Below are 25,182 nucleotides of genomic sequence, written 5' to 3' on the forward strand. Positions count from 1 at the left end.
CGTTATGAACCAGAGCCAGCAGCACCCCAACGCTTCGTCGGAGCAACATCGGGAGCGACGTCCCGACGCGCATTCGCCACCCCGTGCGGCGAACGACGAAGCACCCGCCACGCGTCATTACGATGAAGCGCAACTGGCGGCGCTTGCGTCGCGTATCCGGAGCTGGGCACGCGAACTGGATTTCGGCGCAGTCGGCATCAGCGATATCGACCTGTCGAACGCCGAAGCGGGCCTTGCTGCATGGCTCGACGCGGGTTGCCACGGCGAGATGGATTATATGGCCAAACATGGGATGAAACGTGCGCGGCCAGCCGAGCTTGTGGCCGGAACGCGACGCGTGATTTCCGTGCGCATGGACTATTTGCCCGCGCATTTGCGTCGTTCTTCGGATGCGCGAAAGGATGATGAAAGTGCGAGCGCGGACTCTCGAAGCGTTCAGCACGACTGGCGACTGGAAGAGCGCGCGCGTCTCGACGATCCGTCGGCGGCTGTCGTGTCGATCTACGCGCGCGGCCGCGACTATCACAAGGTGATGCGCAACCGTCTGCAGCAACTGGCCGGGCGGATCGAAGCGGAAGTCGGCCCGTATGGCCATCGCGTGTTCACCGATTCAGCGCCCGTGCTCGAAGTCGAGCTTGCGCAGAAGGCGGGCACGGGCTGGCGCGGCAAGCATACGTTGCTGCTGCAACGCGATGCGGGGTCGCTGTTTTTCCTCGGCGAGATCTTCGTCGATCTGCCGTTGCCGACGGATGCCGAGACGGCCCCCGAGCGCGCGCCCGAAACGCCGGGCGCGCATTGCGGCAGTTGTGCGCGCTGCATCGGCGCATGTCCGACAGGGGCGATCGTCGGACCGTATCAGGTCGATGCGCGGCGCTGCATTTCCTATCTGACGATCGAACTGAAGGGCAGTATTCCCCAGGACTTGCGGCCGCTGATCGGCAATCGTGTGTATGGCTGCGACGATTGCCAGCTTGTGTGTCCATGGAACAAGTTCGCGCAGGCCGCGCCTGTCGACGACTTCGATGTGCGTCATGGACTGGATCGCGCGTCGCTCGTCGAGCTGTTCGGCTGGAGCGCAGAAGACTTCGACACGCGCATGCAGGGCAGCGCGATCCGCCGCATCGGCTATGAATGCTGGCTGCGCAATCTCGCCGTCGGCATGGGCAATGCGCTGCGGGCCTCGCCGCAGAGTATTTCCGCCGACGCGCGCGCCGCCATTGTCGACGCGCTGCGCAAGCGTGCCGGCGATCCATCGCCGCTCGTGCGCGAGCATGTCGAGTGGGCGCTGGAAGCGGCTTAGCAGCGTTGAATGGACCTTCCGATAGAGGTGAGCACATCATGTTCGATGCAGTGATCGATGCGCCGTTCGGCAAGATCGGCTTGCGAGTGCAGCGCGGGCCCGATGGCGAGACCGTGCGCGAAATCGTCTATCTGCCTGATTCGGTGGCGAACGTCGAGCCGCAGTCGCCGCTCGCGAAGCAGGCCGTCGAGCAGATCGAGCAATATCTGCGGCGCGCGTCCGCGACCTTCGATCTGCCGCTCGCCGATATCGGCACGCCTTTTCAGCGGCGCGTGTGGCAAGCGATCTGCGAGATTCCGCCGGGGGCGGTGCGGACCTACGGGCAGCTCGCGAAGAGCATCGGCAGCGTGCCGCGCGCCGTCGGCCAGGCGTGCGGATCGAACTTCTTTCCGATCGTGATTCCCTGTCATCGCGTGGTGGCGTCGGGCGGCATCGGTGGCTTTGCGCATACGGGCGGCGAGGGCTACTATCGCAACGTCAAACGATGGCTGCTGAAACACGAGGGCGTACCCTACGCATGACTGATGTGCTGACCGAAGACGCGCGTCCCGCGTCGCCTCTGCTGCTGACGAGCGGTGCGTCGATCGACGCGTTCTGCGACGCACTGTGGCTCGAACACGGCCTCGCGCGCAACACGCTCGATGCGTACCGGCGCGACTTGCGGCTCTTCTCCGAATGGCTCGCGGATAAGCGCGATGCGTCGCTGGATACGGCGAGCGAAGCCGATCTGACGGCCTACAGCGCCGCGCGCACGAAGGACAAGTCGACGTCGGCGAACCGGCGTCTGTCCGTGTTCCGCCGCTACTACGCGTGGGCCGTGCGCGAGCATCGCGCGGCGGCCGACCCGACGCTGCGCATCCGCTCGGCGAAACAGCCGCCGCGCTTTCCGTCGACGCTGACGGAAGCGCAGGTCGAAGCGCTGCTGGGCGCGCCGGACGTGACGATGCGGCTGGGCTTGCGCGATCGCACGATGCTCGAGCTGATGTACGCAAGCGGCTTGCGTGTCAGCGAACTCGTGACGCTGAAGACGGTGGAAGTCGGCTTGAACGAGGGCGTCGTGCGCGTGATGGGCAAAGGCTCGAAGGAGCGTCTGATTCCGTTTGGCGAGGAGGCGCATGGGTGGATCGAGCGCTATCTGCGCGAATCGCGGCCCGCGCTGCTCGGCCAGCGTTCCGCCGATGCGCTGTTCGTCACCGCGCGCGCCGAAGGCATGACGCGCCAGCAGTTCTGGAACATCATCAAGCGCCACGCGATGACGGCGCACATTCATGCGCCGCTGTCGCCGCATACGCTGCGTCATGCGTTCGCGACGCATCTGCTGAACCACGGCGCGGACTTGCGCGTCGTGCAGCTGCTGCTCGGCCACACCGATATCTCGACGACGCAAATCTACACGCACGTCGCACGCGAGCGCCTCAAGACGCTGCACGCGGCGCATCATCCGCGCGGGTGATCGCTTTCTTGCTGATGACTTTTCTTGTGGCTGACTTTCTTGCAGCTGAGTTTCCTTGCGGCTGACCTTATCGCGCTGCTGACCCCATCGCACTGCTGACCTTATCGCGCGATTCACACGAGATCGCGCAGCCGATGCTTGAGAATCTTGCCCGTCGACGCGGCGGGCAGCGCCGCTAGCACCCTGATTTCGGCGGGACGCTTATACGGCGCGAGCCGCGTTTCGCACCATTCGGCGAGGTTCGCGGGTGTCGTCGTGGCGCCGCCGATCAGCTCGACGAAGGCCACCACTTCTTCGTTGCCTTCCACCGCGCGCCCGATCACCGCGGACTGCACGACGTCGGGATGCGCGTTCAGCGCCTGTTCGACTTCTGCCGGATAGACGTTGAAGCCCGAGCGGATGATCAGCTCCTTGCTGCGCCCGGCGATATGCAGCGCGCCGTCCGCATCCTGGCGCGCGAGATCGCCCGTCTTGAGCCAGCCGTCTCCGGTGACAGCGGCTTGCGTCTGCTGCGGGCTGCGGTAGTAGCCGAGCATCACGTTCGGTCCGCGCACCCACAGTTCGCCGACTTCGCCTTGCGCGACATCCACTCCATTTATGCCGACGAAGCGCACCTCGATGCCCGGGATCGGCTGGCCGACGGAGCAATCGGCGCGCGGCATGTCGATAATCGTTTGCGAGACGGTCGGGCTGCTCTCGGTCATCCCATAGCCGTTGTGAAGCGTGACGCCATACACGGCTTCGACGCGCGCCTTCAACGCGGCGTCGAGCGGTGAGCCGCCCGAGTACGCAAAACGCAGTTGCGGCGCGGACCATGGCAACCCGTTCGCTTGCAGGTATTCGAGCAGCTTCGCGTGCATCGCGGGCACGCCCTGGAAGATCGACACGCGTTCTTCGGCGAGCGCGTGGCACACGGCTTCAGGCGAGAAGCGCGGCGCGAGCCTGAGCGTCGCGCCCGCATACAGGCTGCCGAGGCACACGGACGCAAGCCCGTACACATGCGAGACGGGCAGCACGGCGTAGACGACATCATCCGCATTGACGCGCCTGAGCGTGCTCGACATTGCGGCGATAAACAGCAGGTTGCGATGCGACAGCATCACGCCCTTCGGCGCGCCCGTCGTGCCCGTGGTGTAGATCAGCGCGGCGCATTGACGGTCCGAGTCGGCTTCGACGGGCTCCACTTGCGCTTCGTCGTCGATCGCGCAGGACCACGCGCCGATGTCGATATCGATGCCGTGCGCGGGCTTCGCGCCATGGCGTTCGGCGTGCTGCCGCGCATCGGGCGATGCGTCGACGGCATACGCGACGACGCGCGGCTTCGCGTGCGCGCGGATCGCATCGAGTTCGGCCGCCGACAGCCGCGCGTTCGACACCAGCGCCCACGCATCGAGCTTCGCGGCCGCGAACAGCAGCACGATCTGCGCGATGCTGTTTTCCGCGACGATCATCACGCGGTCGCCGGCGCGCACGCCTTGCTCGTCCAGCAGCGCGGCGACGGCCTCCACGGCTTGCGCGAGTTGCGCGCGCGTGAGTCGCCGTTCGTCTTCGATCAGCGCGGCACGCTGCGGATCACGCGTGGCAATCAGCGCCGGAATATCGGCGATGCGCGCGGGGAGCGAGGCGAGCAGGGCGGCGGCATCAACGGACTGCGCCACATCTCCTGCGACGGCAGACGACTGCGGGGCTGGCTTCAACGATCTCTCCTTGATGGACGATCCGTGCGCCTGAATCTGCTGCATGCCGCTGCGCCGGAAGGTTTTTGAACGAGCGTGCCATAATCCGCAGACGCGCACAATTGGCCATCCGGCAAATGGTCGTTGCGTCGCGCGGACATTACAATGCGCCGATGATCAAATCCAGACACGTCTCCGAAACCCCCGCCACGCAGTTCTTGCGCCGTCATCAGGTCGAGTTCGGCGAGCATCCGTACGACTATGTCGACCACGGCGGCACGAGCGAATCGTCGCGGCAGCTTGGCGTCGACGAGCATCACGTCGTCAAGACGCTCGTGATGGAGGACGAACAGGCCAAACCGATGATCGTGCTGATGCACGGCGATCGCACCGTGTCGACGAAGAACCTCGCGCGGCAGATCGGCGCGAAACGTGTCGAGCCGTGCAAGCCGGAAGTCGCGAGCCGGCATTCGGGTTATCTGATCGGCGGCACGTCGCCGTTCGGCACGAAGAAAGCGATGCCCGTGTACGTCGAATCGACCATACTCGAACTGGACAGGATATTGATCAACGGTGGGCGGCGCGGCTTTCTCGTCAGCATCGCGCCGGGCGTGCTGACGTCGCTGCTGTCCGCGAAGCCGGTGCAGTGCGCAAGCGTCGATTGACGCGCGCATCTGTATCTGTAAAAGCGAGTGAAGGCTTCGGTAGAATGTGCGCCGTTGCGCCTGCGCCGCCAGGAGACCCGCGCCGCTCGCTGCGCTTTCCAATACTGATAAGAGTTTCAACATGGAAAACCTGATTGTCGCCGTCGTGGCTTATCTGATCGGCTCGGTATCGTTTGCCGTGATCGTCAGCGCCGCGATGGGACTCGCCGATCCGCGCTCATACGGCTCGAAGAACCCCGGCGCCACGAATGTGCTGCGTAGCGGCAACAAGAAGGCCGCGATTATCACGCTGGTCGGTGACGCGTTCAAAGGCTGGATAGCCGTGTGGCTCACCGGGCATTTCTCGGCACGTTTCGGACTCGACGACACGTCCGTCGCGATTGCCGCGATCGCCGTTTTTCTCGGCCACCTCTATCCCGTCTACTTTCGCTTCAAGGGCGGCAAGGGCGTCGCGACGGCGGCGGGCGTGCTGCTCGCGATCAATCCCGTTCTTGGCGTCGCGACGCTGCTGACCTGGCTGATCGTCGCGTTCTTCACGCGCTATTCGTCGCTTGCTGCGCTGTGCTCGGCCATTTTCGCGCCGCTGTTCGACGGCTTTCTGTTCGGAGCGAACGTGATTGCGCTGGCGATCGTCGCGATGAGCGCGCTTCTGATCTGGCGTCACCGCGCGAACATCGCGAAGCTGGTGGCAGGGCAGGAAAGCCGCATCGGCGACAAGAAGAAAGCGGAGGCGGGTACTCGGCCAGCATCGCACAAGCATTGAATTTGCAACAGCGGCGAGGCCGTATCGCCGCTTTTTGCTCGAGCCGTATCTCGAGCGATCAAGCGATGGACATGCGCCGTCCGGCGGACGGCGCATGCCGGCACATCAGTCGCGGAAGTTGTTGAAGTCGAGCGGCGTATCGGTCACGTCCTTGCGCAGCAGCGCGATCACGCTTTGCAGATCGTCGCGCTTCGTGCCCGACACGCGCACCGCATCGCCCTGAATGCTCGCCTGAACCTTGATCTTGCTGTCCTTCACGAGCTTGACGATTTTCTTCGCGAGATCGCCGGACACGCCCTTCTTCACAGTGACGACCTGCTTGACCTTGTCGCCGCCGATCTTCTCGATCTTGCCATAGTCGAGGAAGCGCACGTCCACGCTGCGCTTCGCCATTTTCGACACGAGCACGTCCTTCACCTGGCCGAGCTTGAACTCGTCGTCGGCGTACGCGGTGAGCTCGCGCTCCTTCTGCTCGACGCGGGCGTCCGAGCCCTTGAAGTCGAAGCGCGTCGAGATTTCCTTGTTGGACTGCTCGACGGCGTTCTTCACCTCGATCATGTTGGCTTCGCAGACGACGTCAAACGATGGCATTGCATTCTCCCATTTGTATCGAGCGGTGGCGCCCCGCCTAACGCCAGGCGGCCGCGCGCGACGCACTCGCTATAATCACGAACCGGTGTCATTTTACCGACCCCTTTCCCTTTTGCCCAAGGCTCGCGAACCGATTGCGCCGTACCGTTCGCGCTATGCCGGGCGCTTGCCAGAACACCTGATGTCCGAGTCCGATCTGCTCCCGTTCGTCGCCGGCTTCCCGCTGAAGTCGCGCAACACCTTTGGCTTCGATGTGCGCGCGCGTCTCGCATGCCATATCGAAAGCGAGGCGCAGCTGCTTGCGGCCGTGCGCGATCCGCGCGTGGCCGGCTTGCGGCGCCTCGTGCTGGGCGGCGGCAGCAACGTCGTGTTGACGGGCGATTTCGACGGCCTCGTGCTGCTGATCGGGCTGCGCGGCCGCAAGCTGGTCCGCGAGGACGCCGATGCGTGGTACGTCGAAGCCGCTGCGGGCGAGAACTGGCACGACTTCGTTTCGTGGACGCTCGCAGAGGGCGTGCCTGGCCTCGAAAATCTTGCGCTGATTCCGGGCACGGTCGGCGCGGCGCCGATCCAGAACATCGGCGCGTACGGGCTGGAAATGTGCGAGCGCTTTGCGTCGCTGCGCGCAATCGAGCTCGCGACGGGCGAGACAGTCGAATTCGATGCCGACGATTGCCGTTTCGGCTATCGCGACAGCTTTTTCAAGCAGGAAGGGCGCGACCGTTTCGTGATCACGTCGGTGACGTTCAGATTGCCGAAAGCGTGGACGCCGCGTGCCGGTTATGCCGATATCGCGCGCGAGCTTGCCGCCTGTGGCCTCGGCGATGCGGCGCCGACGCCACAGGCGATCTTCGATGCCGTCGTCGCCGTGCGCCGCGCGAAGCTGCCCGATCCGCTCGCGCTCGGCAACGCGGGGAGCTTCTTCAAGAATCCCGTTATCGACGCCGCGCAGTTCGACGTCTTGCTCGCGAAGGAGCCGGAGATCGTCTCGTATCGGCAGACGGATGGACGTGTGAAGCTCGCGGCGGGCTGGCTGATCGACCGCTGCGGCTGGAAGGGGCGCGCGATGGGCGCGGCGGGCGTGCATGAGCGTCAGGCACTCGTACTCGTGAATCACGGCGGCGCGAGCGGGGCGCAAGTGCTGGCGCTCGCGAAAGCGATCCAGCAGGACGTGGCGCAGCGTTTCGGCGTCGAGCTGGAGGCCGAGCCGGTTTGTCTTTGAGTTCGAACGGCTTCGCTCGGACGCGAGCCTGAGCGAGCATAAAAAAGCGCCGGGTTTGAACCCCGGCGCTTTGTTTTTGCAGCAGCGTTCTATCGCTTAGCCGCGCTTGCGGCGTGCGTTTTCAGCGATACGCATACGCAGCGCGTTCAGCTTGATGAAGCCGCCGGCATCGGCCTGGTTGTAGGCGCCGCCGTCGTCGTCGAACGTCGCGATGGTCTTGTCGAACAGCGTCTCCTTCGAGTCGCGCGCGACGACCGACACGCTGCCCTTGTACAGCTTCACGCGCACCCAGCCGTTGACCTTCTCCTGCGTGTGGTCGATCAGCACCTGAATTGCGCGGCGCTCCGGGCTCCACCAGTAGCCGTTGTAGATCAGCGAAGCGTAGCGGGCCATCAGGTCGTCCTTCAGGTGCGCGACTTCACGGTCGAGCGTGATCGATTCGATGCCGCGGTGCGCCTTCAGCATGATCGTGCCGCCCGGCGTTTCATAGCAGCCGCGCGACTTCATGCCGACGTAGCGGTTCTCGACGAGATCCAGACGGCCGATGCCGTGCTTGCCGCCGAGGCGGTTCAGCTCGGTCAGCACTTCGGCGGGCGACGTGCGCTTGCCGTTCAGCGCGACGGGGTCGCCGTGCTCGTACTCGACGTCGAGGTATTCAGGCTGATCCGGCGCTTCTTCCGGCGACACCGTCCAGCGCCACATTTCCGGTTCGGCTTCCGCCTTCGGGTCTTCGAGGTGACGGCCTTCGAACGAAATGTGCAGCAGGTTCGCGTCCATCGAATACGGCGCGCCGCCTTGCTTGTGCTTCATTTCGATGGGAATGCCGGCTTTTTCTGCATACGCGAGCAGCTTTTCACGCGACAGCAGGTCCCATTCGCGCCACGGGGCGATCACCTTGATGCCCGGCTCCAACGCGTAGTAGCCGAGCTCGAAGCGCACCTGGTCGTTGCCCTTGCCCGTCGCGCCATGCGATACGGCCTGCGCGCCGCTTGCGCGCGCGATTTCGATCTGACGCTTCGCGATCAACGGACGCGCGATCGACGTGCCGAGCAGATACTCGCCTTCGTAGATCGTGTTCGCGCGAAACATCGGGAACACGAAGTCGCGCACGAATTCTTCGCGCAGGTCTTCGATATAGACGTTTTCCGGCTTGATGCCGAGTTGCAGCGCTTTCTTGCGAGCCGGTTCCAGTTCTTCGCCCTGGCCGATATCGGCCGTGAACGTGACGACTTCGGCGTCGTAGTTGTCCTGCAACCACTTCAGGATGACGGAGGTGTCGAGACCGCCCGAATAGGCGAGCACGACTTTGTTGATATCGCTCATGGTGAACTCGTAGCTGGGAGAACTGAGCGCGTCGGCCGGTCCGGCGCGCGGAAAAACCATATTTTGACACTAAACCGCCACACGTCCCGCGATTTCGGGTGCGACGGCCGATGAACCGAGGCATTTTCGCTGGGCGAGGCGCCTCGCTGGGGAGGCGGCGCGGGACATGGCCGATGCCGCGTTTCTGCTTGCCGCCTGTCTTCCGCCGGTTTGCTGCCCGGCTTTTTATCTGCGTATCGAGTTGAACTGCGGAATTGAACTGCGTATCGAGTTGAACCGCGTGCTGCTTTGAACTGCGTGTCGCGTTGAACCGCTTGCCGCCAGATCGCTCCGGCGGCTTGTGCTGCGTTCGCCCGGTTGCCTAGTGATTCAGCTTGCCGAGCAGCAGAAATTCCATCAGAGCCTTCTGCACGTGCAGACGGTTTTCCGCTTCGTCCCACACGACACTCTGCGGCCCGTCGATCACTTCCGCGCTCACTTCCTCGCCGCGGTGCGCGGGCAGGCAGTGCATGAAGAGGGCATCCTTGTTCGCGCGCGACATCATGTCGGCATCGACGCACCAGTCGGCGAACGCCTTCTTGCGCGCTTCGTTTTCGGCTTCGAAGCCCATGCTGGTCCACACGTCCGTCGTGACGAGATCGGCGCGCCTGCAGGCTTCGTTCGGATCGTCGAATTCTTCGTAGAACGGCGCGCTTTCCGGCGCGACCAGTCCATGGTCGAGCTTGTAGCCGGGCGGTGTGGACAGGCGCAGCTTGAAACCGAGGATCTGCGCGGCTTCGATCCACGTATAGAGCATGTTGTTCGCGTCCCCGACCCAGGCGACCGTCTTGCCGCGAATCGGGCCGCGATGCTCGTAGTACGTGAAGATATCGGCGAGCACCTGGCACGGGTGGTATTCGTTCGTGAGACCGTTGATGACGGGCACGCGCGAATTTTCGGCGAAGCGCTGGATGATGTCCTGGCCGAACGTGCGGATCATGATGATGTCGACCATCCGCGAGATGACCTGCGCTGCGTCTTCGATCGGCTCGCCGCGGCCAAGCTGCGTGTCGCGCGTGCTCATGAAGACGGCGTGACCGCCCAGCTGGAAGATGCCCGCTTCGAACGACAGACGCGTGCGCGTCGAGTTCTTCTCGAAGATCATCGCGAGCGTGCGGTCGTGCAGCGGATGATACGTCTCATAGTTCTTGAACTTGCGCTTCAGGATACGGGCGCGTTCGAGCACGTACTCGTAGTCTTCCAGCGAGAAATCGTTGAACTGCAGATAGTGGCGGATTGTCTTGGAGGTCATGAAACAAATACGGCGGATTCACCCGGGCGAAATTGCCGGACTGGGCCGCCGTCGTTTGTGGTAACTCAATGCAGCATAAAGGATTTTGAATGTTTTGACGAGTCGGCCAAAAGGCATGGGCAATGCGTCGGAACGCGCAAAGGACTGTTCCAGAGTGCCTGTGTGCAGTGCGGAAAAACCCTGGCTGCGCTATAATCTCAGAGTTTTCTCAAAGCCCGGCGGGCAGGCTTAACGCTTGCAGGACACGGCTCTCGCACAATCCGGTATGCGCCGTACCGTGCGCCATCTGATCGCTGCCCGAAGCGCCCTCGCTGGCTCGCTGCGGCGGCGGGACTCCAGGGCTCGATGCAGGATTCACTGTGGGTTCCGGTGGTCGCGAGACGTGTTTGAACGGCTTTTTCAGGCAGGCATCTTTCGCCGGCCGTCACGGGCAGTTCACCGGGCAGTCACACAGGGTTTCGTACATGGCCGATACACCCCCAACCGAGTATTTCATTCAAGGCATCACGTCGTCTGGGCGAAAGTTTCGTCCGAGCGACTGGTCGGAGCGACTGGCGGGCGTGATGTCGTGTTTTGGTCCGGGCGCGAAAGGGCCCAACGCCCGTCTTCAGTATTCCCATTACGTGCGTCCGACGATGATCGGCGACCTGAAGTGCGTGATTCTCGATTCGCGGCTGCGGGACATCGAGCCGATGGCTTTCGACTTCGTGATGAATTTCGCCAAGGACAACGATCTGATCGTCACCGAGGCGTGCGAGCTTCCGCCGGAGCATGAGGCGCAAAAAGCGCCGTCGCGTTGAGTCTGGCGCCGCGTCCGAACGGCATCGGCGGCATGCCGGATGAGCAATGGAACCCGCATCGGCGGGTTTTTTTGTGCCCGCGTTTGCATCGGCTCCGCGCAGCCATTGATCGAAGCGCGACGTATGGCGCGATGCGCAGCAGGGCGAAAAACAAAAAAGCCCGCGATGGCGGGCTTTGATGACGCAGCGGAAACAGGAAGCAGCTCGCGCGAGCGAGCTGCCGGATTCGATAATTTACTGCGCTGCGGGCGCTTGCAGACCCTTGATGGCTGCAGCGAGGCGGCTCTTATGACGAGCTGCCTTGTTCTTGTGAACGATTTTCTTGTCGGCAATGATGTCCAGCGTCTTTGCCGATGCCTTGAAGATTTCAGCAGCTTGTGCTGCGTCGCCGGCTTCGATTGCCTTGCGGACAGCCTTGACAGCCGTGCGGTACTTCGAGCGCAGCGCCGAGTTGTGCGAGTTTGCCTTGGCGGCTTGACGGGCGCGCTTGCGTGCTTGTGCGGAGTTAGCCATGACGGTTCCTTATCCTGTTCCTGTTTCCAGTGCCTGCCTTTGACGGCGGCGGGCGCTGCTTTTAGATCGAACCCCTGAGAGCGATTGCCCAAGGGCGCAAATAGACAAACAACTGAGAACTACGTGAAATCCCGCTCGTTCCGACTCCGATGGAGTACGGCACAAAGGTGAGCGAGCTTCGAAACGGGCGATTATAGCAACAAAATCAGACACGTGGCAACCGCGTGCAGTCCAGGCCTCGCTGGCTCACGAGCGCTGCCCGGCGGCGCGTGCGCCAGCGAAGGCCCATTCGGTGTCGTGTGCTGGCGGCCTGGCGAGCCCCGCGACGGCTCGAAACACGCCAATCTCCCCACAAATTCGCCGTCGAACCGAACGTACTTCGCGCAAAGCGGTCCCATTCGGTCCCGATTACGAGGAATCTCACCCTGTCATGCTGACCGCCCTGGACGCACCCGTATAATGAGCGCCCCATGAATCTATTCCGAGCCCTGCTGACGGTCAGCGGCTTCACGCTGCTTTCGCGCGTGACCGGACTGGCCCGCGAGACCCTGATCGCCCGCGCATTCGGTGCGAGCCAGTACACCGATGCGTTCTACGTCGCTTTCCGAATCCCGAATCTGCTGCGCCGGATTTCCGCCGAGGGTGCGTTCTCGCAAGCCTTCGTGCCGATCCTCGCCGAGTTCAAGAACCAGAAGGGCCACGACGCGACGAAAGCGCTCGTCGATGCGACCTCGACGGTGCTCGCCTGGGCGCTGGCGATTCTCTCCCTGCTGGGCGTGGCGGGCGCGACGTGGGTCGTGTTCGTGGTGGCGTCCGGTTTGCGCAGCGACGGCCAGGCATTCACGCTGGCCGTGTCGATGACGCGGATCATGTTCCCTTACATCGTGTTCATTTCGCTGACGTCGCTGGCGTCGGGCGTGCTGAACACGTACAAGAACTTCTCGCTGCCCGCGTTCGCGCCCGTGCTGCTGAACGTGGCGTTCATCGTCGCGGCAGTGTTCGTCGCGCCGCACATGAAGGTGCCCGTTTACGCGCTCGCGTGGGCGGTGATCGCGGGCGGCGTCGCGCAGTTCGTCGTGCAGTTGCCAGGCCTGAAGAAGATCGACATGATCCCGCGCATCGGGCTCGATCCGTTGAAAGCGATCGCGCATCGCGGCGTGAAGCGCGTACTCGCGAAGATGGTGCCGGCGATGTTCGCGGTGTCGGTTGCGCAGATCAGCCTCATCATCAACACGAACATCGCGTCGCACATCGGGCCTGGCGCCGTGTCGTGGATCAACTATGCGGACCGCCTGATGGAGTTCCCGACCGCGCTGCTCGGCGTCGCGCTCGGCACGATCCTGCTGCCGAGCCTGTCGAAGGCGCACGTCGATGCCGACGCGCACGAGTACTCGTCGCTGCTCGACTGGGGCTTGCGCGTGACGTTCCTGCTCGCGGCACCGAGCGCAATCGCGCTGTTCTTCTTCGCCGAGCCGCTCACGGCGACACTCTTCCACTACGGCAAATTCGACGGCAACGCGGTCGTGATGGTGGGGCGCGCGCTGGCTGCGTACGGCATCGGCTTGATCGGCCTCATTCTGATCAAGATCCTCGCGCCCGGCTTCTATGCGAAGCAGGACATCAAGACGCCCGTGAAGATCGGCGTCTTCGTGCTGGTCGTCACGCAGTTGAGCAACTACGTGTTCGTGCCGATCTTCGCGCATGCGGGGCTGACGCTGTCGGTCGGGCTCGGCGCTTGCGTCAATGCGCTGTGCCTTTTCATCGGCTTGCGGCGTCGCGGCATCTATATGCCGTCGTCGGGCTGGACGGTGTTCTTCGTGCAGATGATCGGCGCGTGTCTCGTGCTGGCAGGCGTCATGCACTGGTTCGCGATCAGCTTCGACTGGATCGGCATGCATGCGCAGCCCGTGCGGCGCATGGTGCTGCTCGCAGCGTGCCTGGTGCTGTTTGCCGCGCTATATTTCGGTATGCTGTGGTTGATGGGCTTCAAGTACGCGTATTTCAAAAGGCGAGTGAAGTGATCACGATGACGCGGGTTCTCGATTATTTCAGCGCGCTCGTCGCCGAAGACGATGGGTTTCCGCTCACGGAAGCGGCGCTGTCGCTCGCGCAGGACGCCTATCCCGACCTCGATCTGCAAGCGGCGCTTGCGGAGATAGACGAACTCGCGCTGCGCGTCAAACGCCGCATTCCCGACGACGCCGACATCCAGCAGCGCGTCGGCATTCTCAATCGCTACTTCTTCCGCGAACTCGGCTTCGCGGCGAACGTCAACGACTACTACGATCCCGACAACAGCCACCTGAACATGGTGCTCAAGCGCCGGCGCGGCATTCCGATCTCGCTCGCGGTGCTGTATCTGGAGATGGCGTCGCAGATCGATATTCCAGTGCGCGGCGTGTCGTTTCCCGGGCATTTCCTGTTGCGCGTCACGCTGCCCGAAGGCGACGCGATGATCGACCCGACCACGGGCCATCCGCTGACGGAACACGAGATGGTCGAGATGCTCGAGCCTTATGTCGCGAAGGCGGGTGAATCGGTGGGCCGCGCGCTGCGCATGCTACTGCAGCCGGCTACGCGCCGCGAGATCGTCGCGCGCATGCTGCGCAACCTGAAAGCGACGTATCTGCAGACGGAACGTTGGCAGCGGCTGCTCGCCGTGCAGCAGCGTCTCGTGATCCTGTTGCCGGAGAACATCGAGGAAGTCCGCGATCGCGGCTTCGCATATGCGCGGCTGGATTACCTGCGGCCCGCGCTGGAGGATCTCGAACGCTATCTCGACGACAGGCCTGATGCCGAAGACGCAACGGTCGTCGAATCGCAGCTGAGCGAATTGCGGCAGCGCACGCAGCACGACGATCGCGATTGATCGACTGACGCGTCGCTCCGACCCAAACGAAAACGCCTGCGCAGAACATGCGCAGGCGTTTTTCATTGCAGCGGTCACCGTTCGTGTACGGCGCGCGTTGCGCTCACTTGGGCTGCATGCGGATCGCGCCGTCGAGACGGATCACTTCGCCGTTCAACATCGGGTTGTCGAAGATCTGCTTGACGAGCATCGCGTACTCGTTCGGCTTGCCGAGACGCGAGGGGAACGGCACCATCGCGCCGAGCGCGTCCTGCACTTCCTGCGGCATGCCGAGCAGCATCGGCGTTTCGAAGATGCCGGGCGCGATCGTCATTACGCGGATCGCGTTGCGCGACAGATCGCGTGCGATCGGCAGCGTCATGCCCGCGACGCCTGCCTTCGACGCCGCATACGCAGCCTGGCCGATCTGTCCGTCGAACGCGGCCACGGATGCCGTGTTGACGATCACGCCCCGTTCGCCGAGCGCATTCGGCTCGTGCTTCGACATTTCGGCGGCCGCGAGGCGAATCATGTTGAACGTGCCGACGAGGTTGATCGAGATCGTGCGCGCGAACGAGTGCAGCGGATGCGGGCCGTCCTTGCCGACCGTTTTCATCGCGGGCGCGACACCCGCGCAGTTGACGAGACCGCGCAGTGTGCCGAGCTTCGTCGCCGCTTCGACAGCCAGCACCGCATCGTCCTCACGGCTCACGTCGCACTTGACGAACACGCCGCGCAGTTCCTGCGCGAGCGCATCGCCCGCTTCGTGATTCAGGTCCGCGAGCACGACCTTGCCGCCGCTTTCCGCGATCATGCGCGCCGTCGCGGCGCCGAGCCCCGATGCGCCGCCCGTGATCAGAAACACGTTGTCCTTGATGTCCATGTCTTCTCCTTGATTGGATGCGTTGATCGCGTGATTCGAATATTTATCGCTGAACGATTTTAACGGCTCGACCCGACGCGTCAAACCACGCAAAACGGCAATGGCTGTCACGCGTGCGTCGATTTCCGATGCGTCCGCTCAGTGCTCCGAATGAGCAGCGACGTCGACGAGCAAAGCGCAATGCCAAACAAAAAACCCGCCGTGAGAGGCGGGTTCTTCGTGTCTTGCATGGCGAAGCGTGCTGTTTACTTCAGAGCGTCGAACACGCGTGCGCGGATTTCATCGACGGAGCCGAGGCCCGAAATGCGGCGGTATTGCGGCGCCTTCAGCGAGGTCGACGCGTCGCCTTTCTGCGCCCAGTCGTTGTAGTAGTCGATCAGCGGCTTCGTCTGCGCGACGTACACGTCGAGGCGCTTCTTCACCGTCTCTTCCTTGTCGTCGTCGCGCTGGATCAGCGGCTCGCCCGTCACGTCGTCGGTGCCCTCAACCTTCGGCGGATTGAACTTCACGTGATACGTGCGGCCCGAAGCCGGGTGCGTGCGGCGGCCGCTCATGCGCGTGATGATCTCGTCGAACGGGACATCGATTTCGAGCACGTAGTCGATGGGCACGCCCGCCTGCTTCATCGCTTCCGCCTGCGGAATCGTGCGCGGGAAGCCGTCGAACAGATAGCCGTTCGCGCAGTCAGGCTGTTGCAGACGTTCCTTGACGAGGTTGATGATGAGTTCGTCGGTGACGAGCTCACCCGCATCCATATAGCGCTTCGCTTCGATGCCGAGCGGCGTGCCCGCTTTGACGGCGGCGCGCAGCATATCGCCCGTCGAGATTTGCGGAATGCCGAACTTCTCCTTGATGAAGTTCGCCTGGGTGCCCTTGCCCGCGCCAGGAGCGCCCAACAGGATCAAACGCATTTGATTATCTCCAGATCTATGTCAATTCTGTGCGGCGCGCCGCGCGCTGTTTGCGGCAGTCTGCGCTCTTGATTTTTTTCTTGCACGCTGGTTCCGTCGGGCAGGTCTTCGCTGCGGGCTTCGCGCAGCACGTCATACACGGCGCTGCGAAACAAACGACAGAACAAGCGGCTTAAAACTACGGGCGAATGGCGATATCGATTGATGCGCACCGATATCGGAGTGAATCGCATGAACGACCGATTATGCCATGGCTTTTTACACAGACGACTCAAAAAACGCCTGTACGCGGGCAAGATCTTCCGGTGTGTCGACGCCCGGCAGTGGCGCGTCCTGCGTGACGAGGACGGCGATGCGCTCGCCGTGCCACATCGCGCGCAACTGTTCGAGGGCCTCCGCCTGTTCGATTGGTGAAATCGACAAGCTCGGGTAAGTACGGAGAAACTTCGCGCGATACGCATACAGCCCGATATGCCGGTAGACGGTGGCGGGCGCGGATGGCGCGGGCATCTGCGCGACGTTCGGCCAGTGCGGCTGGTACGCGTCGCGGGCCCACGGAATGGGCGCGCGCGAGAAATACAGCGCGACGCCGCGCGCGTCCAGCACCACTTTGACCACGTTCGGATTGAACACGTCCGCCGGCTCGTGGATCGGATGCGCGGCCGTTGCGATCGCGCAGCCGTCCGTGGCCGCGAGATGCGAAGCCACGCCACGCACCAGCGCGGGGTCGATCAGCGGCTCGTCGCCCTGCACGTTGACGACGATCGTGTCGTCGTTCCAGCCGTAGTGCGACGCGACCTCCGCGAGACGGTCCGTGCCCGACGGATGATCGGCGCGCGTCATCATCGCGTCGATGCCGTGCGCGCGTGCGACGTCGAACACCGATTGCGCATCGGTGGCGACAAGCACGCGCTGCGCGCCCGATTCGAGCGCGCGCTCCGCGACACGCACAACCATCGGCTTGCCGCCGATATCGGCGAGCGGCTTGTTCGGCAGGCGCGTCGACGCAAGCCGAGCCGGAACCACGGCGATGAAGGGCGGAGTGTGCTGGGTATCGGTCATCGGTGGAGCGGCGCCGTGTTGGGCTCGACTTGAAGGAGGCTGGAAAGGGGCTCAGCGTAAATGGGCCAGCGGAAAAGGCAAACCTGAAGCGGCCAGCATAAGGCCCGAAGCGCCGGGAAAAAAGCGCCGCCATGATCGGCGGCGCGTTTGGGTTCGATGCTTTCGCTTGCCGTCAGCGAACGACGGCGTGTCCGTTGCACAACTCATCGCGCGTCATCGGCGCGGAGTCGGCACTCGAATCACGCAACCGAGCCGGGATTCAGATCGACGGGCGTCCCTTCGACCGTCTGACGCGCTTCGTCGACGAGCATCACGGGGATGCCGTCGCGAATCGGATAGGCGAGCTTGTCTGCGTTGCAGATCAACTCTTGCGCGGCGCGATCGTAGCTGAGCGGGCCCTTGCAGATCGGGCAGACGAGGATTTCAAGCAGGCGAGCGTCCACGGACTTTCTCCACAACAAGTGCAATGAGGCGATGATCGAGCGTGGCTTCGACGGGAACGACCCACAGCCGCGCGTCATGCCAGGACGCCAATTTTACCGCATCCTTTTCGGTGATCAGGATGGCGTCGGCGTCCACGTCGACGAACGGATTCGCGCTGAACGCGTAGTGATCGGGCAGCGCACGCGTCTCGGGCGTGAGGCCCGCCGCGCGCAGCGTCGCGAAGAACCGTTCCGGCGCGCCGATGCCTGCGGCGGCCAGCACGCGCTCGCCCGCGAACTGCGCGAGCGGGCGGCGCAGGCGCGGATTGTCGAGATGCCAGGCGTCTCCGGGCGCAAGCTCCAGCGAGAACGTATTCGGCCACGGCGGCAGCGCGCGGTCGTACGGATTGTTGATCAGCGTCGCGTCACGCTTGCGCGACAGCGGCTCGCGCAACGGACCGGCGGGCAGCAGAAAGCCATTGCCGCCGAGGCGATGATCGAACACGACGATCTCCGCGTCGCGCTCGAGCCGGTAGTGTTGCAGGCCGTCGTCGCTGACGATCATGTCGACATCGCGATGCGCGCGGCACAACGCCTCGGCGGCTGCCACGCGGTCGGGACATACGAAGACGGGCGCGCCCGTGCGGCGCGCGATCAGCAGCGGTTCGTCGCCCGCTTGCGTTGCATTCGAAGTCGGCGTGACGAGCGTCGGCAGCTTGACCTTCGCACCGTAGCCACGCGACACGACGCCCGGCGTGAAGCCCGCGCTGCGCAATGCCTGCACGAGCGCGATCACGGTCGGCGTCTTGCCCGTGCCGCCGACCGTCACGTTGCCCACGACGACGACAGGCACGCGAACGCGCACCGACTTCAGCCAGCCGAGCGAGTACGCGGCGCGGCGCGCGAGCGCGATCGCGCCGAAGACGCACGCGAACGGCGTCATCGCCCAGGCGAGCGCGCCGCGCTGCTGCCACTCGCGCGCGATCCGCGCTTCGATGCGGGACGCGAGTTCGCTCATCGGAAGCAAGCCGGCCGGCGCGGCGCGTCAGACAGGGCGGACAGTGCGGACATCAACGGGCATCTCCGGGCGGTCGGCTGCACCGACGGTTGAAGGACAAGGACGAAGGGAACAACGAAACGCGGACGACAAAAGTGGCGACAGCAATGTGGCAACGGCGAAGCGGCGACGGCGGATCAGCCGCGGGACGACGCAAGCACCAGAATAGAAGTGCACGGGACGAACCATCCCGATCGGGCGCACATCATCGACCAGATTCCGCCGGAACCCGGCACTCTAGCGCGCGAGCGGCGTCGGCTGCAAGTCGGGACGGCCTTCGTGCGCGGGACAGGCGCCGCTCATGCTCGATCCATAACCTGTGGATAACTTTGTGGAGAACGTGCCTTGCAAACTGTTGGAAAGGCCGTGGTGCAAGCCTCGGATCGGCGAGCGGGAACTCTCGCCAACAAAAAAATGGTTAAAAATCATAAGGTTGGGTGGTATCAAGTGGGCTCGTGAGCACTTTCGCGCCGCCAAACCCAGGTCCTCCCGACATGTGGACACTTTTAACAATCCGGCTAAAGTCGCTCACGAGGTGCTGGACCTGACTGGCCGATCGGTCTATCGTCTGTCCCGCCTGTTCACACATTCCTCGCATGAATTCCGAAAGTCCTTTCTCGTCAGCCGCCGGAGCGGGCGGCGATGCTGTCGTTCCCGTATCGGTGCTCAACCGTGCAATCGGGACCATGCTCGAACGCACGTTTCCTCTCGTCTGGGTATCCGGCGAAGTGTCGAACTTCACGCGTGCCGCCAGCGGGCACTGGTACTTCTCGATCAAGGACGCGCAGGCGCAGATGCGCTGCGTGATGTTCCGCGGCCGCGCGCAGTACGCCGAGTTCACCCCGCGCGAAGGCGACAAGATCGAAGTGCGCGCGCTCGTCACGATGTATGAGCCGCGCGGCGAGCTTCAGTTGAATGTCGAAGCCGTGCGCCGTACGGGACAAGGCCGGCTGTACGAAGCGTTTCTGCGTCTGAAGGCGCAACTCGAAGCCGAAGGCCTGTTCGACGCGCAACGCAAACGGGCGTTGCCCGCACATCCGCGCTCGATCGGCATCGTCACGTCGTTGCAGGCGGCCGCGTTGCGCGACGTGCTGACGACGCTCGCACGCCGCGCCCCGCATATTCCCGTGATCGTCTATCCGGCGCCCGTGCAGGGCGCGGGCGTGGGCGCGAAGCTGGCCGCGATGGTCGAGACAGCGAGCCGGCGGCGCGAAGTGGATGCGCTGATCGTCTGTCGAGGCGGCGGCTCGATCGAGGACCTGTGGGCCTTCAACGAAGAAGTGCTCGCGCGTGCGATTGCGGCGAGCGAGGTGCCCGTCGTGAGCGGCGTCGGTCACGAAACCGACTTCACGATCGCCGACTTCGCCGCTGACGTTCGCGCGCCGACGCCGACAGGCGCCGCCGAACTCGTCAGTCCGCAGCGCGTGCTGCTGCTGCGCGATCTCGATCATCGGCATGCATCGCTTGCGCGCGGCTTCGGCCGCATGATGGAGCGCCGCGCGCAACAACTCGACTGGCTCGCTCGCCGTCTCGTGTCGCCCGCTGAAAGGCTCGCGCGGCAACGCACGCATCTTCAGCAGCTGTGCGCGCGTCTCGCATCGGCGGGCGCGCGGCCCGTGCGCGATGCGCGCGCGCGTTTCGCGCTCGTGCAGATGCGCTGGCAGCGCTGGCGCCCCGATCTCTCTCAGCATCGCGCAACCGTGAATGGGCTCGGCGAACGGCTGGAGCGCGCATTGTTGCGTCAGCATGAAAGACACCTTGCCCGAGTGGAAACACTTGCCGCGCGGCTCGAAGTATTGAGTCCGCAGCGCACGCTCGAGCGCGGTTACGCTGCACTGCTCGACGCGCAAAGCGGACGAGCGGTGCGTGCGCCATCCGCATTGAAGCCCGGCCGGCGCGTGACGCTTCATCTCGCGGAAGGCTCTGCGGACATTGCACTTTCGGACGTCCAGCCGCGTCTTACGGATGGCTTTTGATGTGCGTTGGGCACAGTACTTTTGACCTTCGTATGACGTGTGAAAACGCGTTGTGCAAGCATTAATTACGCTGACCGCGCAGCGCGTTTTCGCAACGAACGCCATAAAGGGCTTGTGTTTGCGGGGTTATTCCAAGTCGCCTACAATCGAGTGCTCCACAGCGTTATCCGCAGACTCCCCATAAACAGATACAAAGGAATAGCACCATGGAACATACGCTCCCGCCGCTGCCTTTCGCAAAGAACGCGCTCGCTCCGCACATGTCGGAAGAGACGCTTGAATTTCACTATGGCAAGCATCACCAGACCTATGTGACGAACCTGAACAATCTGATCAAGGGTACCGAGTTCGAGAAGCTGTCGCTGGAAGAGATCGTCAAGAAGTCGTCGGGCGGTGTCTTCAACAACTCCGCACAAGTGTGGAACCACACGTTCTTCTGGAACAGCCTGTCGCCGCAAGGCGGTGGCGCGCCGAAGGGCAAGCTGGCGGACGCGATCAACGCGAAGTGGGGCTCCTTCGACAAGTTCAAGGAAGAATTCACGAAGACGGCAGTCGGCACGTTCGGCTCGGGCTGGGCCTGGCTGGTGAAGAAGGCTGACGGTTCGCTCGACCTGGTGTCGACCAGCAACGCCGCAACGCCGCTGACCACGGACGCGAAGCCGCTGGTCACGATCGACGTGTGGGAACACGCGTACTACATCGACTATCGCAACGCACGTCCGAAGTTCGTCGAAGCGTACTGGAACATCGTGAACTGGGATTTCGCTGAAAAGAACTTTGCGTAAGTTCTGCTTCTTTCGCTGGACCTGAGTTTCAGTAGTTGCTAGAAAAAAAGCCCTCGTTTCGAGGGCTTTTTGTTTCCGATGCGCCAAACGTGTGGCGCATTTAGTTAGTCGTCCGGATCGGATGCGGAGCGCGAGCGACGACGACAACACCGCTCAACCGGCGTCGCCGCTCGGCTCGGTTTTGCGCGGGCGGCGGCTTCGCGTCGTCGATTTGCGGGGCGTCTTTTTGGCGGGTGGAGCCCCGGCTGCGTGAGGTTCGGCGTCGGGCGTAGAGGCTTGTGGCTCTGTTGGTGCAACGTGTTCGGTAACGGGTGGCGCATCGGCAGGAAGGGCTGATCCCGCATCCGTATCGACAGCATCCGTTCGCTCAGTCTTCGCCTTGCTCGCTTTCCTGGCCTTCTTTGCCGCAGGCTTGCGTGTGCCCCGGCCCTTGCGGCGTGTACCGTTCCTCTCGCTGTCCGCGTGCTCGTGCTGCGTCACGGCTGCCTGCTCGACGGCTACCACGTCTTCGCCGGTCAGGCTATCCTCTTCACGCGTTTCAACCGCGTCATCCGTTTCCGCCATTGCGGCGGTTGTGGGCATCGCGGTCCATTCGTCACCTGTGTCGCGCGAACTCGCGATATCGCTCGTGCTGACAACGGCGCTCGCGCTGCGATACACGAACGTGCCCGACTTCTCGTCGCGGCCCACTTCCAGCAGCCCGCGCGATTGCGCCTCTTCCAGCAGATTGCCGAATGCGCGGAAACCGTAGTACGACTCGTTGAAGTCGGGCTTGCGGCGCTTGATCGCATCCTTCAGCGCCGACGCCCAGATCTTGCCGCTGTCGCCGCGTTCCGACGCGAGCGCATCGAAAGTATGCACGGCAAACTCGATGGCCTTCGTCTTGCGCGCTTCCAGATCTTCCTTGCGCTTCTCGCTATCGGACGCGCGCTTCATCGCCTGTTGTGCGGCCTGTTGCGCAGCCTTCGCGGTCTCGCGCTTCGCGGCGGCGCGCTGGCTCTCGCGCACCAGATCGTCGTAGAAGATGAACTCGTCGCAATTGGCGGTGAGCAGATCCGACGTCGAACGCTGCACGCCGACGCCGATCACCTGCTTCGCGTTCTCGCGCAGTTTCGACACGAGCGGCGAGAAATCCGAGTCGCCGCTGATGATGACGAACGTGTTGACGTGCGATTTCGTATAGCAGAGGTCGAGCGCATCGACGACAAGCCGGATATCCGCCGAGTTCTTGCCGGACTGCCGCACGTGCGGAATTTCGATCAGCTCGAAGTTCGCTTCGTGCATCGCGGCCTTGAAACCCTTGTAGCGGTCCCAGTCGCAGTACGCCTTCTTCACGACGATGCTGCCCTTCAGCAGCAGCCGTTCGAGAACCAGCTTGATGTCGAATTTCTCGTATTTCGCATCGCGCACGCCGAGCGCGACGTTTTCGAAATCGCAGAACAGCGCCATGCTGACGGTATCCTGGGATGACGCCATGTATGTCTCCAATGAAATTCAGGCACGATCGTCTCATACAACGCGGCGTTGATCGAGTGCTTGCACGATGACCAGCCTGCGCGCAAGGCTATCAGGCGCCGCCGAACGAGCCCGTTTCGGCGACCGCGCCAATGAATTCCTCTGTCGAACGCACGAAGCCCATGCGCGGAAAGATATGCTCGACGGGAAAGCGATGCACGTCGCCGGAAAAGCTCGACATCGCGTCTTCGATGAAGACCAGTTCGTAGCCGCGATCGAAGGCTGCGCGGGCGGTCGACTCGACGCCGAAGTTCGTCGCAATGCCGGTCAGCACAATCGTTCGGATGCCACGGCGACGCAATTGCTGTTCCAGATCGGTGCCGTAGAACGCGCCCCATTGGCGCTTCGTTACGATCACGTCGCCAGATTGCACGTTGCATTCGGGCACCAGCTCCGACGCTTGCGGCGGCGGGGCGGGCGCGTCGCGCGGACGCAGCGGCGCGTCGGCGGGCAGCGACAGCAGTTGCGGAATATCGACGCGCACGAACACGACCGTGCCGCCCGCCGCGCGCAGCGCATCGGCGGCGCGCAGGGAACGCGCGACCACGTCGGCGGCCGAATGCGGCTCCAGTTGCCGTCCGACGTTGCTGTGCTGCAAATCGATCAACACGATCGCCGTGCTGCGCGGGTCGATGGAAAGCGCTTGCGCCATGTGTCACCTATATGTGAGGATGTGCTCATATCATGATACGACAGAAATATGAGTCTGGCCTCAGATAATCCGAAAGTGCGGCGCGTGCCGCAGCAGGAGCGCGCGGCGAAGCGCGTCGATGCGCTGCTCGACGCAGCGGGTGAAGTGATCGCGGAACGCGGCTTCGAGGCCGCGACGATGACGGCCATCGCCGAGCGCGCGGGCACGTCGATCGGCGCGGTCTATCAATACTTTCCGAACAAGCACGCGCTCGTTCTTGCGCTGCGCACGCGTTACGGCAACGAAATGGATGCGCAATGGAGCGCGCTTGGCGAGGCGGCTCAGGCGTGGAGCGTCGATGAACTCGTCGAGCGGCTGTTCGCGCTGATGGTCGAGTTCATGGCGGCGCGGCCCGCCTATCTGCCGTTGCTGTCGGTATCGTTGAATTTCCGGCGCGATGCCGCCGCGCGCAACCGCTTGCGCGGCAAGTTCGCCGAACTGTTTCAACGCTACAGTCCGGCGCTCCCGGACGACGACGCGTTTCGCGTCGCCGAAGTCACGTTGCAGGTCGTGAAGAGCCTGAGCCCCCTGTACGCGGCAGCGAAGCCTAAAGAGCGCAAGCCGCTCGTCGACGAGTACAAGACGGTCGTCTCGTCATACCTGGCCGCGCGGCTGCGCTAAGGCACGTCACATTGGCACGTCACGTCGGCGCGTCACATCGCGCGATGCGCGGCGTCGATCACGCTCGCTTCACGCGTCGCGAGCACGTCATCGATCAGGCCATACGTCTTCGCCGCATCCGCCGACATGAAATTGTCACGATCGGTGTCCTTCTCGATCTGCGCGACGCTCTGGCCCGTGCGCTGCGCGAGCACTGCGTTCAGGCGCTCGCGCAAGTACAGCACTTCCTTCGCCTGGATCTCGATGTCCGACGCGGTGCCCTGTCCGCCGCCCGAAGGCTGATGAATCATGATGCGCGCGTTAGGCAGCGCAAAGCGCTTGCCGGGCGCGCCCGCCGCGAGCAGGAACGTGCCCATGCTGGCCGCGAAGCCGGTGCAGAGCGTCGAGACATCGGGCTTGATGAACTGCATCGTGTCGAAGATCGCGAGTCCGTCATAGACCGAGCCGCCCGGCGAGTTGATGTAAAAAGAAATATCCTTGTCAGGGTTCTCCGATTCGAGGAACAGCAACTGCGCGACGATCAGGCTCGCCGACTGTTCGTTGACCGGGCCGACCAGAAATACGATCCGTTCCCGCAACAGGCGCGAATAGATGTCGTACGCGCGCTCGCCGCGGCTCGATTGCTCGATGACGGTCGGCACGAGATTGAATCCGGAGTACGTCGGTGAAATGAAATGACGGTGCATGCGTTCCTCGCTGATGGGCTCGTGTGTGCGAAAGGACCGCGCCGTTGCGCGGCTCCCATCGCAAGACGCGAAAGCGCGGGCGCGCGTGACAGAAGAATTTTCGCGTCCGCGTGTCACATCGCAGGCGG

27 protein-coding genes are annotated in these 25,182 nt (G+C 63.5%); 13 read left to right on the forward strand and 14 right to left on the reverse strand.

Annotated elements, in window-relative coordinates; translation table 11 throughout:
* The first annotated feature begins 4 nt into the window (after positions 1–4).
* The 3 genes from queG to xerD are packed head-to-tail and all read left to right on the forward strand — an operon-like array spanning position 5 to position 2,753.
* Entirely contained in the window at positions 5–1,300 is a 1,296-nt protein-coding gene (queG, locus tag AB4Y32_RS02935; RefSeq protein WP_368719893.1) for a tRNA epoxyqueuosine(34) reductase QueG, read from the forward strand.
* A 38-nt stretch (positions 1,301–1,338) separates the two neighbouring features.
* Positions 1,339–1,821, forward strand: coding sequence for a methylated-DNA--[protein]-cysteine S-methyltransferase (locus AB4Y32_RS02940; protein ID WP_368719894.1), 483 nt, complete (start codon positions 1,339–1,341; stop codon positions 1,819–1,821).
* A complete protein-coding gene (xerD, locus tag AB4Y32_RS02945) occupies positions 1,818–2,753 on the forward strand; it encodes a site-specific tyrosine recombinase XerD (protein WP_368719895.1) in 936 nt (311 codons plus the stop codon). The genes AB4Y32_RS02940 and xerD overlap by 4 nt, the downstream gene beginning before the upstream one ends.
* Before the next feature lie 113 nt (positions 2,754–2,866).
* On the opposite strand, the gene AB4Y32_RS02950 is transcribed toward xerD, so the two are convergent.
* Positions 2,867–4,450, reverse strand: a complete 1,584-nt coding sequence (locus AB4Y32_RS02950; protein ID WP_439899713.1) for a class I adenylate-forming enzyme family protein — start codon at positions 4,448–4,450, stop codon at positions 2,867–2,869.
* 152 nt (positions 4,451–4,602) lie between these two features.
* Between AB4Y32_RS02950 and ybaK the strand changes: the two genes are divergently transcribed.
* Entirely contained in the window at positions 4,603–5,094 is a 492-nt protein-coding gene (gene ybaK / locus AB4Y32_RS02955; protein WP_368719897.1) for a Cys-tRNA(Pro) deacylase, read from the forward strand.
* Positions 5,095–5,215: 121 nt separating this feature from the next.
* Positions 5,216–5,857, forward strand: a complete 642-nt coding sequence (plsY, locus tag AB4Y32_RS02960) for a glycerol-3-phosphate 1-O-acyltransferase PlsY (RefSeq protein ID WP_368719898.1) — start codon at positions 5,216–5,218, stop codon at positions 5,855–5,857.
* 105 nt (positions 5,858–5,962) lie between these two features.
* Here the strand turns inward: plsY and AB4Y32_RS02965 are convergent, their stop codons facing one another.
* Positions 5,963–6,448: a YajQ family cyclic di-GMP-binding protein gene (locus tag AB4Y32_RS02965; protein WP_087739445.1), complete on the reverse strand. Its 486-nt coding sequence runs from the start codon at positions 6,446–6,448 to the stop codon at positions 5,963–5,965.
* 181 nt (positions 6,449–6,629) lie between these two features.
* On the opposite strand from AB4Y32_RS02965, the gene murB reads away from it, so the two are divergent.
* Entirely contained in the window at positions 6,630–7,670 is a 1,041-nt protein-coding gene (murB, locus tag AB4Y32_RS02970) for a UDP-N-acetylmuramate dehydrogenase (RefSeq protein WP_368719899.1), read from the forward strand.
* 96 nt (positions 7,671–7,766) lie between these two features.
* On the opposite strand, the gene AB4Y32_RS02975 is transcribed toward murB, so the two are convergent.
* Positions 7,767–8,993 carry an argininosuccinate synthase gene (locus AB4Y32_RS02975; RefSeq protein WP_368719900.1) on the reverse strand — a complete coding sequence of 409 codons (1,227 nt, stop codon included), beginning with the start codon at positions 8,991–8,993 and terminating at the stop codon, positions 7,767–7,769.
* Positions 8,994–9,159: 166 nt separating this feature from the next.
* Here AB4Y32_RS02975 and AB4Y32_RS02980 point away from each other — a divergent pair, with 166 nt between their 5' ends.
* Complete coding sequence (locus tag AB4Y32_RS02980) at positions 9,160–9,285, forward strand: hypothetical protein (protein WP_368719901.1); 126 nt, start codon at positions 9,160–9,162, stop codon at positions 9,283–9,285.
* A 69-nt stretch (positions 9,286–9,354) separates the two neighbouring features.
* Here AB4Y32_RS02980 and argF read toward each other — a convergent pair whose 3' ends face one another.
* Entirely contained in the window at positions 9,355–10,284 is a 930-nt protein-coding gene (argF, locus tag AB4Y32_RS02985) for an ornithine carbamoyltransferase (RefSeq protein WP_368719902.1), read from the reverse strand.
* 464 nt (positions 10,285–10,748) lie between these two features.
* Here argF and AB4Y32_RS02990 point away from each other — a divergent pair, with 464 nt between their 5' ends.
* The gene (locus tag AB4Y32_RS02990) at positions 10,749–11,084 is read left to right on the forward strand and encodes a DUF3579 domain-containing protein (protein WP_368719903.1); all 336 of its coding nucleotides are present in this window, start codon (positions 10,749–10,751) and stop codon (positions 11,082–11,084) included.
* Positions 11,085–11,318: 234 nt separating this feature from the next.
* Here the strand turns inward: AB4Y32_RS02990 and rpsT are convergent, their stop codons facing one another.
* Complete coding sequence (rpsT, locus tag AB4Y32_RS02995) at positions 11,319–11,597, reverse strand: 30S ribosomal protein S20 (protein ID WP_054916931.1); 279 nt, start codon at positions 11,595–11,597, stop codon at positions 11,319–11,321.
* A 470-nt stretch (positions 11,598–12,067) separates the two neighbouring features.
* Between rpsT and murJ the strand changes: the two genes are divergently transcribed.
* Both murJ and AB4Y32_RS03005 read left to right on the forward strand, forming a co-directional pair.
* Positions 12,068–13,618 carry a murein biosynthesis integral membrane protein MurJ gene (gene murJ / locus AB4Y32_RS03000; RefSeq protein WP_368719904.1) on the forward strand — a complete coding sequence of 517 codons (1,551 nt, stop codon included), beginning with the start codon at positions 12,068–12,070 and terminating at the stop codon, positions 13,616–13,618.
* A gap of 5 nt (positions 13,619–13,623) precedes the next feature.
* The gene (locus AB4Y32_RS03005; protein ID WP_368719995.1) at positions 13,624–14,466 is read left to right on the forward strand and encodes a SirB1 family protein; all 843 of its coding nucleotides are present in this window, start codon (positions 13,624–13,626) and stop codon (positions 14,464–14,466) included.
* A 103-nt stretch (positions 14,467–14,569) separates the two neighbouring features.
* On the opposite strand, the gene AB4Y32_RS03010 is transcribed toward AB4Y32_RS03005, so the two are convergent.
* The 6 genes from AB4Y32_RS03010 to lpxK all read right to left on the reverse strand — a co-directional run bounded on the left by AB4Y32_RS03010 (position 14,570) and on the right by lpxK (position 18,741).
* The gene (locus tag AB4Y32_RS03010) at positions 14,570–15,328 is read right to left on the reverse strand and encodes a 3-hydroxyacyl-CoA dehydrogenase (RefSeq protein WP_368719905.1); all 759 of its coding nucleotides are present in this window, start codon (positions 15,326–15,328) and stop codon (positions 14,570–14,572) included.
* Positions 15,329–15,573: 245 nt separating this feature from the next.
* Entirely contained in the window at positions 15,574–16,239 is a 666-nt protein-coding gene (gene adk, locus AB4Y32_RS03015) for an adenylate kinase (RefSeq protein ID WP_368719906.1), read from the reverse strand.
* Positions 16,230–16,472 carry a hypothetical protein gene (locus tag AB4Y32_RS03020; protein WP_368719907.1) on the reverse strand — a complete coding sequence of 81 codons (243 nt, stop codon included), beginning with the start codon at positions 16,470–16,472 and terminating at the stop codon, positions 16,230–16,232. Before AB4Y32_RS03020 ends, adk begins: the two co-directional genes overlap by 10 nt.
* Before the next feature lie 25 nt (positions 16,473–16,497).
* Entirely contained in the window at positions 16,498–17,301 is an 804-nt protein-coding gene (gene kdsB / locus AB4Y32_RS03025) for a 3-deoxy-manno-octulosonate cytidylyltransferase (protein WP_368719908.1), read from the reverse strand.
* A 239-nt stretch (positions 17,302–17,540) separates the two neighbouring features.
* A complete protein-coding gene (locus AB4Y32_RS03030; protein WP_007180583.1) occupies positions 17,541–17,744 on the reverse strand; it encodes a Trm112 family protein in 204 nt (67 codons plus the stop codon).
* On the reverse strand, positions 17,725–18,741 hold the full coding sequence (gene lpxK / locus AB4Y32_RS03035; protein WP_368719909.1) for a tetraacyldisaccharide 4'-kinase: 1,017 nt from the start codon (positions 18,739–18,741) through the stop codon (positions 17,725–17,727). The genes AB4Y32_RS03030 and lpxK overlap by 20 nt, the downstream gene beginning before the upstream one ends.
* Before the next feature lie 635 nt (positions 18,742–19,376).
* Here lpxK and xseA point away from each other — a divergent pair.
* Both xseA and AB4Y32_RS03045 read left to right on the forward strand, forming a co-directional pair.
* On the forward strand, positions 19,377–20,756 hold the full coding sequence (gene xseA / locus AB4Y32_RS03040; protein WP_368719910.1) for an exodeoxyribonuclease VII large subunit: 1,380 nt from the start codon (positions 19,377–19,379) through the stop codon (positions 20,754–20,756).
* Positions 20,757–20,962: 206 nt separating this feature from the next.
* The gene (locus AB4Y32_RS03045) at positions 20,963–21,541 is read left to right on the forward strand and encodes a superoxide dismutase (RefSeq protein WP_368719911.1); all 579 of its coding nucleotides are present in this window, start codon (positions 20,963–20,965) and stop codon (positions 21,539–21,541) included.
* A gap of 153 nt (positions 21,542–21,694) precedes the next feature.
* Here the strand turns inward: AB4Y32_RS03045 and AB4Y32_RS03050 are convergent, their stop codons facing one another.
* Positions 21,695–23,017: an NYN domain-containing protein gene (locus tag AB4Y32_RS03050; RefSeq protein ID WP_368719912.1), complete on the reverse strand. Its 1,323-nt coding sequence runs from the start codon at positions 23,015–23,017 to the stop codon at positions 21,695–21,697.
* A 91-nt stretch (positions 23,018–23,108) separates the two neighbouring features.
* Positions 23,109–23,708 carry an isochorismatase family protein gene (locus AB4Y32_RS03055; protein ID WP_368719913.1) on the reverse strand — a complete coding sequence of 200 codons (600 nt, stop codon included), beginning with the start codon at positions 23,706–23,708 and terminating at the stop codon, positions 23,109–23,111.
* Positions 23,709–23,756: 48 nt separating this feature from the next.
* Here AB4Y32_RS03055 and AB4Y32_RS03060 point away from each other — a divergent pair, with 48 nt between their 5' ends.
* Positions 23,757–24,368 carry a TetR family transcriptional regulator gene (locus AB4Y32_RS03060; protein ID WP_368719914.1) on the forward strand — a complete coding sequence of 204 codons (612 nt, stop codon included), beginning with the start codon at positions 23,757–23,759 and terminating at the stop codon, positions 24,366–24,368.
* 32 nt (positions 24,369–24,400) lie between these two features.
* Here AB4Y32_RS03060 and clpP read toward each other — a convergent pair whose 3' ends face one another.
* Positions 24,401–25,054 carry an ATP-dependent Clp endopeptidase proteolytic subunit ClpP gene (gene clpP, locus AB4Y32_RS03065; RefSeq protein ID WP_368719915.1) on the reverse strand — a complete coding sequence of 218 codons (654 nt, stop codon included), beginning with the start codon at positions 25,052–25,054 and terminating at the stop codon, positions 24,401–24,403.
* Between the last annotated feature and the right edge of the window lie 128 nt (positions 25,055–25,182).

It is taken from the genome of Paraburkholderia phymatum, assembly GCF_040965635.1.
Classification (GTDB): Bacteria; Pseudomonadota; Gammaproteobacteria; order Burkholderiales; family Burkholderiaceae; genus Paraburkholderia; species Paraburkholderia phymatum_B.